Raw genomic sequence first — 14,578 nt, 5'->3', positions numbered from 1 at the left:
AGCGATAAGGGTAAAGAAGAGAACATGAAAACAGCGTGAAATTCGATCGGATAATCGTGTCATCGATGCGTCACGATCTTGCAGCCGAATCGAATTAGACGCGCCCCGTCAGGCCGATTGGCCGAAAGGGGATAATCAACATGTCGAATGCTTCGCGGACGCGGCTGCGTCTGCTCACCGGGATTGCCGCACTGACGTTGCCGTTTGCCGCGCAGGCCGAGACGCCCGCCGCCGTCACCCCAGCTGCCGCCGCCGATCCCACGACCGATGCGGCCGACAATACGGATGCGCAGGGGCTGACCGATGTCGTCGTCACCGCCACCCGCCGCGAGACGAACCTGCAGAAGACGCCGATCGCCATCTCGGTCATCGACCCCGTCATCATCAAGGACCGTCACGTCCAGAGCCTGCTCGATCTGGGCGATGGCGCGATCCCGTCGCTGCGCGTCGCCACCTTCGAGGCGCGCCAGTCGGCGCTGACGATCGGCATCCGCGGCATCGTCCCCTTCGACCAGAACCAGACCGCGCGTGACACCGGCGTCGGCGTCTATGTCGACGGCGTCTACCTCGGCCGCTCGCAGGGCTTGAACGCCGCGTTGTTCGACGTGGCACGTATCGAGGTGCTGCGCGGGCCGCAGGGTACGCTGTTCGGGCGCAACACCGAAGGCGGCGCGCTGTCGATCGTCACCGCGGCGCCGACCGGGCAGTACGGCGGCACCGTCACCGCCGGTTACGGCAATTATGGTGCCTATACCGGCCAGTTCCACGTCAACCTGCCCGAGTTCGCGAACATCTCGCTGAAGTTCGACGGCGTCACCCAGCATCAGGACGCGACCGTCAGCAATCCGCTGTCGGGCAGCTACGGCTGGAACTATTACAACCGCGTCGGCGGCCGCGCGAGCGCGCTGTGGAAGCCGGCGCCCGGTGTGTCGGTGACCGTGGCCTACGATCAGGCAAAGGACGAGAACACCCCGTTCTACAGCCAGTTGGTCAATTACAACCCGAAGAAGTTGCCGGTCGCGACCATCGCGCAGATCAATGCCAATAACGGCAAGCTGCCGTCGGGCACGATCGCGCCGCTTCCGGCGCTGGTGGTCGTGGCGGGCGATCGCCGCATGACCCGCGCGGACATCGGCGTGCCGCAGCAGCTTAGCACCGACCGTACGCACGGCGTGTCGTCGACGATCAAGTGGGAAGTCGCTCCCTCGCTCGAACTGCGCTCGATCACCGCCTGGCGCGGCGTCGACACCGATCAGTGGGACAATTCGGGCGGCGCGCACCGCACCGTCTTCACCCCGAACGGCAAGTTCAGCCGCTACAGCCTGTCGTGGATGACGCAGCGCCAGTTCAGCCAGGAATTCCAGGCGGTCGGCAGCATCCCGCAGCTCGATTACACCGCCGGCCTCTATTACTTCCGCGAACATGCCGAGGAAACGGCGGCGACGCCGAGTACCAACCAGTGGAATGCGAACGGCACCGCCTACACGATCCTCAGCCCGGTCGTGACCGGCGCGATCACCAGCGGCAACCAGGGCTGGGCGGTCGGCTCGCGCTTCCTGCAGCGCGGCAGCGAGGCGACCGCGCACAGCTACGCGGCCTTTGCGCAGGCGACCTTCACGCCGGACGCGTTCGACATCTTCCACCTGACGGTCGGCGGACGCTACACGAAGGACAAGCGCGACGGCACGCTGTTCATCGTTCAGAACAAGGCCACCAACTTCAAGTTCCTGTTCGATCGCAGCCGCTTCGATCCGATGGTCACCGCCGCGATCGACGCCACCGACACGGTGCATCTCTACGCCAAATACGCCACCGGTTATCGCGCAGGCGGTGCCAACTCGCGTTCGCAGACCTTCGCGGCCTTCGGTCCCGAGGTGGTGAAGTCGTATGAGATCGGCTCGAAGATGGACTTCGCGGACCACCGCGTGCGCCTGAACCTCGCGGGCTACATCATGGATCGCACCGGCACGCAGATCGACTTCGACAACGTCGATACCGTTACGACCAGCCCGACGTTCAACCTCCACACCGAGGAAACGCGCAATGCACCGGGCAAGTCGAAAATCCGTGGCGTCGAGGCGGACCTGACGATCAACCCGGTCGAGGGGCTGACGCTGGGCGGCAGCTATGCCTATACCTACACCGACGTTCCCGCGACCGCGAACCCGTTCCTGAACAACGCGCTGACCAAGGTCTTCGTGGTGTTCACGCCGCGCAACGCCGCCTCGGCGTCGCTCGACTATGAACTGCCGGTCGCGATCGGCGAAGCGAAGGCGCGCTTCCACATCGACGGCAATTACTCGGATTCGGTCTACAGCTTCCAGAACGAGGCGACGAAGAGCGACAAGAGCTTCATCGTCAACGGCCGCCTGGCGCTTGCCGACCTGCCGCTCAACGATGCGGGAACGAAGGTCACGCTGTCGCTCTGGACGCGCAACCTGTTCAACGAGACGCATATCTATCGCCGTTCCGCCGCCAACGCCTTGACGCTGGGCGATTATGCGAACTTCAACCCGCCGCGCACGATCGGGCTGGAAGGCTCGCTGCGCCTGTAATCCGGCGTGACGCCGCCCCGGCCGGTGCCGGGGCGGCTTACACCTTCAGGATGATCCCCCTGCGATCGAGCGCGCGCCCGAACCAGCAGCACACCAACGTATAGGCCAGCGCGCACAGCAACGACCCGACCGGGCCGGGCGCCAGCGTCTGAAACCACGTTTCGCCGATCCAGCGGTACAGGCCGACGCCGGGCCGAACATGAATCAGCTCGATCGTGACGACCAGCAGTTCCGAGAACAGATAGATCGCCAGCGGATTGCGCCCGAGCATCTGCAGGAAATCGCGCCCGACGCGCACGCCCTTCACCTCGACGAGGCCGATCACGCCACCGAGCAGGAGCATGTCGAGCCCCACCGTCAGCAGAACGAACGACCCGGTCCACAATTTCTTCGCGATCGGCAGCACCGGTGCGAGCAGCAACGCAGCGGCGACCAGCACGATACCGATCGCCGCCATCCGCACGACCGTCGCGGTGTGCTTCCCCCAGCGTTGGATCGCCAGTCCCGCGAGATACCCTGCGATGACATTGGCGGTGGCCGGCAGCGTCCCGAGAAGTCCCTCGGGATCGAAGCCATGGTCCTTGCGATACAAATGCTCGGGACCGATCAGCCAAAGATCGAGCAAGGTGCCGGCGTTGCGATACCGCCCGAACGCCTCGCCGGGCGGGCTGAGGCCGACAAGGATCGCCCAGTGCGCGCCGATCAGCTCGACCGCGGCGACCAGCAACCAGCGCGCCGTCAGATACCGCGCGAGCAATCCGGCGAGCAGATAGCAGAGCGCGATCCGCTGAAGCACGCCGGTGACGCGCGTCTCCGCAAACGGCTTCACCGCCCAGCCACCGTCCGCCGCATGGGTGACGAACGGATACCAGTACATCAGGAAACCGAGCAGGAAGATCAGTGCCGCCCGCTTGAATATCCGTCGCAGGAACACGCCGTCCGACATCGGTCGGCTCAGCGCGAAGCTCATCGCATTGCCCACCGCGAACAGGAATGACGGATAGACGAGATCGGCGAGCGTGAAGCCGATCCACGGCGCGTGAACGAGCTGCGTGAACGGCCGGCCCGCGCCCGCCGTATTGACGACGATCATCAGGAAGATCGTCGCACCGCGGAACATGTCGAGCGAGGCGAACCGCTCCGGGCGGGGCAGGGCCGTCACGACTGCGCGACCTGCGCCATCACCGCGCGCGCTGCGCCGATCGTGTCGGCCGGCGCGTTGGTGCGATAGGTGCGACCATCGGCGACCCAGCGATCTTCCCACGCACGTAAGCGCTTGAGGAACGCCGCATCGTCGACCGGGCGCCTGGCAAGCGCCGCCGCGCGGGCTTCGCCGAGATACATCGCCCAGCGCGGCAGGTAATAATCGGCATACAGCCCCGCCCACGCCTTTGACGCATAATCGCCGAGATGCCCCGCGCCGCCCCAGATCGTGACCTGCGCCTTGGCGTCCTCCTCGAAGCGGCGTTTCTCGGCGGGCGTGTCGCCATAAGCGCGCGCGTCGCCGATCCATGTGGCGAGGGTTTCCTGCTGGCCGCCGATCAGCGCGTCGATCGCCTTTGCCAGCGATGTGCTCTGCGCGGTCGCGCGATCGCCAGCGGGGACATCGCCGTGTTGATACGCGGTCACCGCCGCCTTCAACTGCTCGTCGAGCGCGAGGCTCGCCTCGTGCCGGACCAGATCGACCAGATCGTAGCGGAATAGCGCGCTGTCACGATGGCGCGCCGCCAGCGACAGCAACGTCGCAATCCCCGCGCGCGCCTTGACGCGGTCACCGGGGCTGGCGGGGTAGCTGGGCGCGTCGGCGGCGGGGCGCTTGAAAAACAGATATGCGCCCGCACGCTGGTTCCACCAGCGCGGCGTCCAGTAGCGGACGTCATAGACGCCTGCGACCACCTCCTGCCACGCTGCGACCAGTGCCGCGTCGCTGCTGCCGTAGCGCGCGCGGGTGTATCGCTCCAGCCACGGGCGCATCGCCATGTCGCCCCCGGGCCATGCCGCATCGAAGGCGTAATCATAAGCAAGGCTGTTGTTGTGCAATCCTTCCGGGAACATGCCGAACCCGCGCACCTGCCCGCGCCCCGGATCGGCGAGCAGTGCCGCGATGTCGCGTCGGTAGAAGTCGGGGGCACCATAGACCGGGTTGCTGCCGCCGTAATTGTGGACGTAGCCGTAGATCCAGTCCTTGCCGTCGAAGCCGTTGGTCTGCTTCCAGATGCCGGGATAGCGGTCGTTGCCGATATCCAGGATCAGCATCCGCCGGTCGGGCACCTCGCGAAGGAAGGCGGCGATCGCGTCGCGTGTCCAGAACTCCTTGTCCGCCCCGAACAGCCAGCCCTGCATCACCCAGGTCACGCCCGGCTGCGCCTGCGCGATCGAGGCATAAAGGCGCTTGCCGTAAGCGGCCAGCCGCGCATCCCGCACCGCCCGCGGCAAGGCGGCGGCGCGCGTGGCGGCGGTGTTGGCGGTGCTGTCGCCATAGCTGGCGTGTGCGGTGTCGCTGCCGTCGTCGGCGATGGGCGGCACCATCTCGTTGAAGGCGTCGGCAAGATAGTAGCGGCCGGCGCCATATTCGGCGGTGTAGAGTTTCAGGAACCGCGCCGCGAGTTTGGCGAACAGCGGATCGGATGGATCGAGCCAATAGGTGCCGGGAAAACCCTCCCATTCACGCATCCGATAGATGCGTGCCTCGGGATGCGCCTTGGCGAACGCTTCGGGGACATAGCCGGCGAAGGCGGGCAGTATCGGGGTCATGCCCAGGCCACGCATCCGCGCCAGAATGCGCTTTTGCAGCACGCGCTTCTTTTCGATCCAATTGGCCGACAGCGGCGCGCGATAGCCCGCCATATTTCCCATCCGCTCCCATGGCAGGAACGGCGCGCCTGCGAACAGCGCGCCCGTCTGGGCGTCGCTCAGCCCCTGTTCGCGCCACAAGGCGCGCCAGACATATTCCTGCCCTTCCATGGCGAGCGGCATGTCGACGCCGTGGACCGCCATCAGGTCGATCTCGCGCTCCCAGCGCGCCCAGTTCCACCACGGCGTGGTGTATCCATAGGTGCAGGTGTTCAGGTACGCGCGATAGCCGAACGGCGACGCGATCCACCCGGTGTCCTGCGCGGCCAGGCCGGTCATCGCACCGAGCCGGCTTCCCTCCCAAGATGCATGAAACCGGCCCTGCGTGCCGAGCATCCCGATGACGCCGCGTATCGCTGCGACCGGCGACGACGCCGTCACCGCGATCCGATCGCGTGCGATCCGCACGCGGTATCGCGCGTCCGCAGCGGGCGTCAGCGTGACCGACACGCGTGCCGCCGGAACCCCGAGCCGCCGCAACGCCGCGCGCGCGTCAGCCGCGGTCTGCGCCGCCACGGAAGGGGAAAGCAGCAACGCGGCGATCGACGCGATCGCGTGCCGCAGCGTCAACGGTGGGGCCATGCAACGTCCTCGATCGAAACGGCCATTGTCGTTTGCTCCCTGTCGGATGAGCGGCACCGCGCATCGGCATGGGCCATACCGGATGCCCCGCACCGCTTGCACGAATTGGTCTTCCTGAAAGACCAATTTGTAATGTTCTGGTACTATTGCTCGCATGAGCTTTATCGCGCTGTCAATCGGCGGCCGCGACGAAAGCGGAGGCACAACGGATGCCCATAGCCGACGTCTCGTGGGGGCAGCCGTTCCAGACGGTGTGGCGCTGTCGCTCGACCAAGCGTCTGCGCGGCGAAGATCAGACGTGTGCTTTTGATGGAGCGGGTGAAGGGAATCGAACCCTCGTCGTAAGCTTGGGAAGCTTGCGGACGGAAGGATTTCCAAGGGTTTTCTGCGAGGGCGCCGAGGGGCGAACCGTGGCCGAATAGCGACCGTATCGCGAACATGCGCAGCTGTCACCGCATTCTTACCGCAGCCATTTGCGGCGTTCGCCCGGGTGGCGTACGCTCCCGACATGACCGATCCGCAGCCGCCGCTGACCCCCGAGAGCCTCGCTACCTGAACGGATGAAGAGTTGGTCAGCGAGTGGCGGAAGACGTCGTGGCTGACCGCTGATCCGAAGCCCGCCGCGCTGGCGGATGAGATCGAGGGGCGGGGGCTCGCCTTCTGAAATGGCGCCGATGGTCATCTCCCGCCGACAGGTAAGCGACATTCTTGAGGTAACATCAGAACGCGAAAAATACGGGTAGACGATAAACGCAGATCATCGAGAAACAAAGAGATGTAATTCTGACACATCCTGCGAGTTGTAAAACTAGAAACTATTAGCTTAACTAAGATGTCGAATGAACTCGGCGCTAAGGGAGAGTCAAAGATGAGCAGGAAAGTCACCGCGTGGATTCCGTCGGCCGTCATCGCGACTGGATATTTGATGACCGCAAATGTCGCTCACGCAGCTCCGACCAACTATGAGAGCTGCATCCAAGGCTGCGCGGAAGCTGTCAACTACACAAGCGGCTATGACAGGAGTGCATTCCTCGCACAGTGCATGAGCGTGTGCGAACAAAGGTGGCTCGGCGGAGACGGCAACCAGCCACCATATATCCCGCCTGCGCCGCTGCCAGGCTGGTTCAAAAAAGAATAAGCGGGTGCTTTAGGGCGACAGAACCGCCCTACACCATATAGGTAATTGTCAAACTTGAGCGGCGTGGTCTCACCTCTGGGATCGCGCCGCCGTTAGTGTTATCTCGCGAAAATGGTGCCTCAACGCCGTAGTGGGCGGCCAGCGATCTGCGCCTGGGTCATGCGGTATCTGTTGCACATGAGGCTTCATGCCCGCATCACGAGGATCGTTCCGACCGGGGGATGCGTAAGTTGCATCTATGTCGACCGATTTGCAGCTCCCTGCGACCAAGGCTTTGACACGCTGCAATCAGCTTGAGGCACATCGTGTACGGGTACAGCGAAATTTCAGTGAGAGCGACGATGCTGGTGCGGCAGGGCCGAGTCCCCTCCGACGATACCAGTCCGTGGACAATCAAAATGCCTCTCTACAAATATGTCGATGAGGCAGACGCACACTTCATTGAAAGCGGGTCTTTGAAATTTGGGACGCTGCGGGGGTATGCAGATCTAGAAGATGATAAACGACGAGATGCAGATGAGTTTACCGCTCGGGCAATTATAGATTATGCCGATGGTAGCAACCCTGAGCATCGTCAACGATTGGAAGCTTCTGGCTTAGTTGGCGGAAACTCAACTGGCTCTGTTATTGTCGTTAACTCGGTCATGCGTGTGAGCGGGCATAATTTGCATTGTTTTTGCGCGTCATACCGCGACGACCTTGACGATGCTGCTACTAGCAAACAGGCTGTATTCGAAATCCCTGACGTTGAGGCGTGGCTTCATCTTATACAAATCAGAAATACCGACCTAAAGTCGCTTAATGTATCGCATGTAACATACCAAGAGCGAGACAAGAGCTTTTTAGATGAAACATCGCTTCAGCCTAATCCGTTTGTGAAGTCCTTACGCTTTCAACAAGAGCACGAGGTGCGCATTCTAACAGACCGACCGGTCCCCAACGGCGCAGCGCCAATTTTCACCACGCCGGATCGTCATCTGGCCAAAATGATGAGGCGCGTTCGTTGATAGCGGTTTTGGAGAGAATGTTTACATGGCCGGCTCGCAGCCGCCGCTGACCCCAATGCTCTCGCCACCTGGACAGACCAGGAACTCATCACCGAATGGATGAAGACGACGTGGGAGAGCGGCGATCCGCGGATGGATGCGCTGGCAGCCGAGGTTGAGCGGCGCGGGCTGGATTTCTGATGCCGCGCCTAAGCTATTTGCTTTAACAGCGTACTCTTGATGCCGACCTCAAAGCACCCGCTTGCGACTGTGTTGGTCACGCTTTCCATCGTCGCCCAGAGCGTCAAAATGCGAGCAGCCTGCCTGTGAACAGGGAGGTCAAGAACCGCCGTTAACGGAAAAAAGCCAACAAGCTTTGATCGCAGGAACAGTTCGCGGGACGGCACCTTCTTGGCGATGCGTATATCGCCTGACAGCACGCTCCAGCCGCCCTCTTTGCCCAGCTGCTCGATCCACGCTGCGTCGGGCAAGGAGCCCGTCCCGAACTTAGCCTTTATGTGCACGATTTCATGCTGACTCTGGAAAATGCCCGCCAGCCCTTCGGCTAAGCGGTAAGACATGCAGTTATCTACCAGCAGCTTCACGCGGCCTTTTTGGTTGCGATCTGCTGCTCGTAAGCTAGCGCGTCTCTAATAAGTCGTGGCTTGATTTCGTAGATCTTGGCAACGGCGTCGATTGATCCCTCGGCCTTCACTGCCTGCGCGACGCGCGCGGTGGTGATACCATGCTCGGCAACGATGGGTTGACCAAACGCCTTTTCAGGATCGGCGACAATCGTGCGCTTACCATGCAGAAGCCACCAGCGCTCGGCTCCATCCGGCCCAAAATCTAGGTCAGCAAGGCTGGGGGCGACAACACGATTGAAAACGCCTTGACTGCGCCGCAGATCAATAAGCTGCGGCTCGTCCAGCCCCTTGGTGATCTCAAGGAAGATCGTCTTACCATCCGTCTTGAACTGCGACGTCGAAAATGGTCGATCCTGCCCTACGATGTCACGGGCGCGGTCCATGCAGACCCGGATCGTCGGCAGGCCAATCTTCCTCGCGCGCAATGCGTTAACAATCCGCGCCTCGACAAGGTCGCGGAAGCCGAGCAACACACCTTCCCCGTCATCCGCATCGTACTGCGGCTGCCATAGAGGGGCTTCGCGCTTCGCATCATGGTCATAGCCCAAGAGCCATCGCCGGAGCGTCATCGGCTGCATGCCGACCATCCGCGCCGCTTCAGGGGCGGTGTAAATTCCTATGCCATACTCCGCCTTTCCCATAGCGCCCTCTATAGCCAGAGTAGCAGGCATGCCTGCAACAGAAATTCGTGATTGGCGATCGACCTCACCACCGGAAGAATCAAAGCGACGACGCTGGGGCCGTTCGTGTGAACGGGCGGGAAAGGCTACAGGCTACCCAAGCCGGAACTCAGCCCAGACCGAGTGCCCCTGCTTCACAAGCGCCTGCACGATCCAGCCATGAGCGAAGTGCACCTCATTCGCCGGCACGTTGATTGCGGCTTGTCCTTCATTCCAGAACCGGACGAGCAGCGATTGATCGGGAAGAAACGGCCGGAGCACGCGGAGCGCTAGGCGGACGGCGGGAGTGTCGACGCCGATCCGCTGCGCGCGGGCCGTCGAATCCTTCAACACAGCCAGCGCCAGGTTCATGATCAGCATCTCGGCGCGGCGCACGCGCAGCTCGCGGTCGTTGGCGGCATACGGGACGATGGCGACCCGCGTCTCGGTGCGATCGGGGCAGTGCCAATACGGCATCTCGCGCACCACGACTTCCCAATCGGTCGATTGCCGCTGGAAGGTCCGCGACTTGATCAGCTCCTCAAGATCGTACAGCCGGGATTTGCCGCACGCCTTGCAGGTGACGCTGACCGCTCCCTCCACCTTGCGGAGGTCGTAGAGGGATTTCGGCTGCCCGACCATGCGCCAGATATGTGGGAACATTGAGAGAACAAAAAGACTGGATTGCGCGCGCTGACGGGTGCATCAGGTGGTCAGAACCGCCGCTGGCGAGTCGCTGCGGCGGGCGCAGATTGATCGAGGACAACGGACATGATGCGGATCGAAGGTCTCGCGCCGGCGCGCTCGCTGGCGTTCGGTGAATGGCTGCTCGCGCAGAAGGATCGCGGCGGGCTGATCGGTACGCTGGCGGCCGGCGCCGCAGCGGATCGCGCCTTTCCTAATCAAGGCAACCCGGAAGACGTGCGCGCGCGACTGCGTGCGCTTCAAGCAGATGGCGATATGTTCGAGGCGGTCGACGACGCCGAGCTCGATTGGGCGGCCTACTAGCCGATGAGCGACGATCGCGCGCCGCTGCATGGGATCGGCCACAACCGGCCTTGCGCGCTATGCGACGGCACCGGTCTTTGTGACGAGGCGTTGATCGAGCAGGTTGCCGAGGATCTCTGGGAGAGCCGACGTCACGGCACGCTCGACGATGTCTCCTGGGCTGAGTGCGGCGGGCATTGGCAGCCGGTGTTCCGCGGTTTCGCGGCGACAGCTATAGCCTCATTGAGCCGGCGGGTTCAGGAGCAGCGGGACTGACCCGCGGATCGTCCGGTTGGCGGCCAGCTTCTCGGCGATGGCGAAGCGAGATTTCACCCGGGGCGGCTTAACAGGCCTGAACTCGGCAGGTACGACGCCCTTTGCCCAACACCAGCCCACCGCGCCCCAAGCGAGCGAATGCTCGTACGCCTCCGGGGCCGTGTACGGACCGCACCAGCAGATAAGGCTGTCGCGGTCGCCATAGACGAGCAGCAGGTGTTCTCGGCCGTCAAGCGCTTCGCGCAGTCGCACATGCCGCAGGTGCGGATGAACGCTGAGAGCAGTCATAGACACCTCCCGGTGAGGGCGCGCTGAAAGAGCGCGCCCCTGTTATGGGATCAGCGTCGCATCGCCGACGCAGCCAGCTGCATCTGCTCAAGCAGCACGTTGCACATGAGCTCATTCCCCCCGACGACGCTGTTGGCCAGGCCCGGATCGGCTCCGAATGTCAGATGGATCAGGTCGGACTGAACATTACCAGGTGAGCTGCCGGTCGCGCCGTCTCCATTGAACAAACCTCGCGCGCCCAAGGTGCTGATCGGCAGGACCGCGACGAGCGGATCGCTCAGTCCTGCCACCGCAGCGAACGTGGCCTTTTCGATGTCCAAGATTGCAGACGATGGAGCCGTTCCCACGCCTTGGCCTCCGGACGATGTGCCGCTGACGAAGATCGGTACCGCTGGCCCGAGGATGCTGCGAGCCGAGGAAACCCATCGAACCGCACCTGCCGCGGCGGCAGCCGGCGACATGTTACGCTCATTGATCGAACCGAATCCGAGGATACCGGAGAGTGGAGTTAGAGCGTGCACGGCGGCGATGTCCGCAAGACGCGGCGGATCGTTGTAGCGCTTACCGTCACCGCCATCTGTGTCGAAGCCGGTTCCAGCAACGCCCAAATTGTAGCGGAACGACGCTCCGAGCTTCGTCATCAGCATAGAGGCGACATTGAAGAAGCCGAAGCTGTTCGGCACCGTGGACTTGGAGACGTAGGCGCCGTAGCTGTCGGTCACGCACGCGAACGCCATCTGATCGACGTTCTGGGGCGGGTACAGCTGCGCAGCGTCCTTTACCCAGACCGAAAGCAGCTTCCAGTTCAGCTCCGAGATGAACGTGATCTTCCGCAGCTTCCGGGTGGGGAAGGTCAGGATGCAGTTCTGATTACCCCCTGAGTTGCCGTTGGGGATGACGTCCGGTGCGCGCGCGGCGGTGGCGCCCGACGTCGTAGCGTTCGTGTGGGTGCCGAGGAACTGATCCTGCACCAGTACGATGTATTTGACCGCAGGATTGTACGGCATGCGGAAGGAAGGGGTAAGCTCGTCGGTCATGATGCTGACCGCCGTCACCGTGCCACCCTTGCCGCTACCATTTGGCACATTGGCGATGGTCGTAGAAACCACTGGGAAGCCGGCTGCGCCGCTCCCGTCGAGCGTGTAGATGCCGCTTTCCGAACGGATGTACTGCTGAAGATCGCCCGTGTTCACGCTTCCCCGGGCGACCGTTCCACTTGCACCGGTCGACGCCCAGGTGATCGAAGGAATGGGCTCTCCTGCGGTCGGGCCGGCTCCGTAGTTTGGGAGAGAAAATGGATTCACGTCGCGCGCGCGCTGCATATTACGGAAGAGCTTGTCGATCGGCGCGGAAAGGCCTGCCGCGGCGTCGCGCCGGTTCTCAAACGCCCAGTCGATCGCGCCTGGAATGTTGCCGCTGATCCCGGTCGGTACATTGGTCATTCTATCCTCCGTCTTTGCGTGATGGGGTCAGCGCGCCTTCAGCTGCTGATCGAGGGCGCGGTCGCGCGCTTCGCAGCGGCGAACGATGTCGAGCGCTGCGCGCCGGTAGAGGTTCGAGGTCTCGAGGCGACCGGTCTGCGCGTCGCCGAACACCTGCCAGTCAGCCACCGTCGCAGGATCTGGCGGGAGATCGGCGGGCGGAACATCAGCGGCCAGCGGTCCCTGCACCAGGTCGCTGCAGGGCAGCGCAGCGCGGGTCAGCGTGATACGAGGGCCGCAGGCAGAGGCGGCCAAGAGCAGCCCGATTGGAAGCAGCGGGCACGCGCGTGTCTCCGCCCGGCGCAGACCGGATCGCATTCTCGTTCTCCTTGGTGGTGGCGGCGATGTCGGCCGCGTTGGTCATGGCATCGGCGGTGATTGCGTTGCCCTCGGCTGCGCCGCCGACGAGCGCCGCGTCACGCGAGGCGTCGATGGTCGAGGACGGCGCGTCCTGCTCGCGCGCGCAGGCCCGTACGCCAAGCACCGCCAGCCCGATCAGCACCAGCAGCACCGCCAGCCCGGCGAAGGTGATCGCGCGGCTCATGCCAGCAGCGCCTTGGCCGCGGCGAGGCGCGCCTTGCGATCGTCCAGCCCGTTGGTTCCGCCATTGATCTTGCGCGTGATCGCCTCGACGTCGTCGCGATCGGCGAGCGCATTAAGGCCCTTGTCGGTCCAGTAAGCGATGCTCGCGATGAGCCCGATAGACGGCGCGGAGGCGAGCTCCGGTCGCCGCTCGAGGTCGATGCCGATCTTTCGGCCATACCGCCGATAGTTCGCGCGGCCAGTGATCTGAATCGGGCCGCGGCCCTTGTAGCGCTTGCCGTCCCCGGGCTCGGTATTGCCGAGCGCGGTGCGCCCCTCATAGGCCGCGCCAGAGGCATATTCCTCCATCGCCCGGAAGCCGTCGCTCTCATGCCCTAGCTGCGCGAGGAAGTGGGCGAGGCGGCGCTCAGTTTCGAACAGCCCGGCCGCAGGCAGGTGGACCGCCGCGGACAGCCCGAGCTCCGACGCGATCGCTCCTGTAGCGCCCAGTTGAAGGAAGAGTGCGGTCATCGTCCCCGGGCCGAGGATGCCGTCAGGGGTGGCGCCGACGCGGCGCTGCAACTTCGCAATGTCGATCATGGGGTTCTCCGCAAGAGGGAGGGTCAGGCCTGCTTGTCGATCTCGCGCAGGGTCGCCGCCATCTCGGGCGGAACCGCGGGCTTGCCGGGCAGGGCCGCGTCCAATGCGTCAATCGCGCTCTGCCCGCGGCGCTTGAAGAAGCTGATGATGCCCGCGCCGACCGCGCCGGCGGTGCCGCCGGTGCCCAGAGCGGCGAACAGGTCGACCTGATGCTCCGCGATCCACACCGCTGTTACCAGAAGCGCGATCCCGGTCACGATGCCGTCCAGCAACCAGCGCTTTGGACCCGGCGTGTCGAGAGTGATGAAGAGCCGGATCATGAGGCAAGCTAAGAGGCCCACGATCATCGAGCCGGCGGGGAAGCTGTAGCCGAGGAAAGACCAGACCACGGGCACAGTGAGCGGAGGTGCCGCTGCGACGACGCCCTCTTTCATCATCGCAACCACACAGCGGCGGTCGCCATGCCAAGCGCGACAGCGAGAACCAGCACAGGTTTGCGAAGCTGCGGCCAGCGCGACCACATATCGACCGGGAGGGGTGCCTTGCGGAGCTGGTGCTCGATCATCGGCTCGGCCAAGGTGTGCAGCCCCATCCACAGGAAACCGCAGCCGACCGACAACGGGTCCAGCCAGCGCTTCGCCTCGGCTACCCGCTCGATCGTCGCGGCATCGCCCGACGACCATGACCAAAGGCTGACCGCCTCGGCACCGCCCCGCGTGGCAATGGCGCAGCCCGCAAGGAAGACGATGATCCGATAGATCGACACCGGGTCGGTCGGATGGTCGATGAAGCGGGCAGCCCAAAGCCGCCGCGCTTGCCGCCCCGCCATCATCGCCCCGAGACACAGGGCTGCGGTCATGACGAAGAGGTTCCAGGCGAGCAGCGCAGGATTATCCGCCAAGCTGGGCGGGGCGAGCGTGGTCGCCGTGTGTAACGCCTCGCCGATATAGTTGCTGGTGGCTGACGCGTTCATGCGGCCCTCCGTTCTACGACCGGGAGGGCCG

Annotated in this window: 17 protein-coding genes; 5 read left to right on the top strand and 12 right to left on the bottom strand. The window is 63.8% G+C overall.

Annotated features, from left to right (window positions below):
• Positions 1–140 precede the first annotated feature (140 nt).
• Positions 141–2,555: a TonB-dependent receptor gene (locus PGN16_RS10800; RefSeq protein WP_335309403.1), complete on the top strand. Its 2,415-nt coding sequence runs from the start codon at positions 141–143 to the stop codon at positions 2,553–2,555.
• Between the two features lie 37 nt (positions 2,556–2,592).
• Here the strand turns inward: PGN16_RS10800 and PGN16_RS10795 are convergent, their stop codons facing one another.
• On the bottom strand, positions 2,593–3,717 hold the full coding sequence (locus PGN16_RS10795) for an acyltransferase family protein (protein WP_335309402.1): 1,125 nt from the start codon (positions 3,715–3,717) through the stop codon (positions 2,593–2,595).
• Entirely contained in the window at positions 3,714–5,990 is a 2,277-nt protein-coding gene (locus PGN16_RS10790; protein WP_335309401.1) for an alpha-N-acetylglucosaminidase, read from the bottom strand. The genes PGN16_RS10795 and PGN16_RS10790 overlap by 4 nt, the downstream gene beginning before the upstream one ends.
• Positions 5,991–6,858: 868 nt before the next feature.
• On the opposite strand from PGN16_RS10790, the gene PGN16_RS10785 reads away from it, so the two are divergent.
• Together PGN16_RS10785 and PGN16_RS10780 are read left to right on the top strand one after the other, a co-directional pair.
• Positions 6,859–7,128: a hypothetical protein gene (locus PGN16_RS10785; RefSeq protein WP_335309400.1), complete on the top strand. Its 270-nt coding sequence runs from the start codon at positions 6,859–6,861 to the stop codon at positions 7,126–7,128.
• Between the two features lie 341 nt (positions 7,129–7,469).
• Positions 7,470–8,135 (top strand): hypothetical protein, encoded by a 666-nt coding sequence (locus tag PGN16_RS10780; RefSeq protein WP_335309399.1) that lies wholly within the window; start codon positions 7,470–7,472, stop codon positions 8,133–8,135.
• A gap of 188 nt (positions 8,136–8,323) precedes the next feature.
• On the opposite strand, the gene PGN16_RS10775 is transcribed toward PGN16_RS10780, so the two are convergent.
• The 3 genes from PGN16_RS10775 to PGN16_RS10765 form a co-directional block, all read right to left on the bottom strand.
• Entirely contained in the window at positions 8,324–8,719 is a 396-nt protein-coding gene (locus PGN16_RS10775) for a hypothetical protein (protein WP_335309398.1), read from the bottom strand.
• A complete protein-coding gene (locus PGN16_RS10770) occupies positions 8,716–9,432 on the bottom strand; it encodes a DUF433 domain-containing protein (RefSeq protein ID WP_335309397.1) in 717 nt (238 codons plus the stop codon). Before PGN16_RS10770 ends, PGN16_RS10775 begins: the two co-directional genes overlap by 4 nt.
• Positions 9,433–9,534: 102 nt before the next feature.
• Entirely contained in the window at positions 9,535–10,062 is a 528-nt protein-coding gene (locus PGN16_RS10765) for a hypothetical protein (protein ID WP_335309396.1), read from the bottom strand.
• Positions 10,063–10,191: 129 nt separating this feature from the next.
• Here PGN16_RS10765 and PGN16_RS10760 point away from each other — a divergent pair, with 129 nt between their 5' ends.
• Both PGN16_RS10760 and PGN16_RS10755 read left to right on the top strand, forming a co-directional pair.
• Entirely contained in the window at positions 10,192–10,428 is a 237-nt protein-coding gene (locus PGN16_RS10760; protein ID WP_335309395.1) for a hypothetical protein, read from the top strand.
• A gap of 3 nt (positions 10,429–10,431) precedes the next feature.
• The gene (locus PGN16_RS10755) at positions 10,432–10,683 is read left to right on the top strand and encodes a hypothetical protein (protein ID WP_335309394.1); all 252 of its coding nucleotides are present in this window, start codon (positions 10,432–10,434) and stop codon (positions 10,681–10,683) included.
• Here the strand turns inward: PGN16_RS10755 and PGN16_RS10750 are convergent.
• Genes PGN16_RS10750 through PGN16_RS10720 form a run of 7 tightly spaced genes read right to left on the bottom strand, consistent with a single transcriptional unit; the run spans position 10,648 to position 14,547 of the window.
• Positions 10,648–10,971: a hypothetical protein gene (locus PGN16_RS10750; protein ID WP_335309393.1), complete on the bottom strand. Its 324-nt coding sequence runs from the start codon at positions 10,969–10,971 to the stop codon at positions 10,648–10,650. The genes PGN16_RS10755 and PGN16_RS10750 overlap by 36 nt on opposite strands.
• Positions 10,972–11,021: 50 nt before the next feature.
• Positions 11,022–12,413, bottom strand: a complete 1,392-nt coding sequence (locus PGN16_RS10745; protein WP_335309392.1) for a hypothetical protein — start codon at positions 12,411–12,413, stop codon at positions 11,022–11,024.
• 27 nt (positions 12,414–12,440) lie between these two features.
• The gene (locus PGN16_RS10740; RefSeq protein ID WP_335309391.1) at positions 12,441–12,581 is read right to left on the bottom strand and encodes a hypothetical protein; all 141 of its coding nucleotides are present in this window, start codon (positions 12,579–12,581) and stop codon (positions 12,441–12,443) included.
• A gap of 37 nt (positions 12,582–12,618) precedes the next feature.
• Positions 12,619–12,996, bottom strand: a complete 378-nt coding sequence (locus tag PGN16_RS10735; protein ID WP_335309390.1) for a hypothetical protein — start codon at positions 12,994–12,996, stop codon at positions 12,619–12,621.
• Complete coding sequence (locus tag PGN16_RS10730) at positions 12,993–13,556, bottom strand: glycoside hydrolase family 19 protein (protein WP_335309389.1); 564 nt, start codon at positions 13,554–13,556, stop codon at positions 12,993–12,995. The genes PGN16_RS10735 and PGN16_RS10730 overlap by 4 nt, the downstream gene beginning before the upstream one ends.
• 41 nt (positions 13,557–13,597) lie before the next feature.
• The gene (locus PGN16_RS10725) at positions 13,598–14,008 is read right to left on the bottom strand and encodes a hypothetical protein (protein WP_335309387.1); all 411 of its coding nucleotides are present in this window, start codon (positions 14,006–14,008) and stop codon (positions 13,598–13,600) included.
• The gene (locus PGN16_RS10720) at positions 14,008–14,547 is read right to left on the bottom strand and encodes a hypothetical protein (protein WP_335309386.1); all 540 of its coding nucleotides are present in this window, start codon (positions 14,545–14,547) and stop codon (positions 14,008–14,010) included. The genes PGN16_RS10725 and PGN16_RS10720 overlap by 1 nt, the downstream gene beginning before the upstream one ends.
• Positions 14,548–14,578: the final 31 nt, after the last annotated feature.

This window comes from Sphingomonas phyllosphaerae, from assembly GCF_036946485.1.
GTDB classification, from domain to species: Bacteria; Pseudomonadota; Alphaproteobacteria; order Sphingomonadales; family Sphingomonadaceae; genus Sphingomonas; species Sphingomonas phyllosphaerae_E.
Note: the sequence above shows the minus strand (reverse complement) of the source record. Positions and strands in the feature narration are given on the sequence as shown.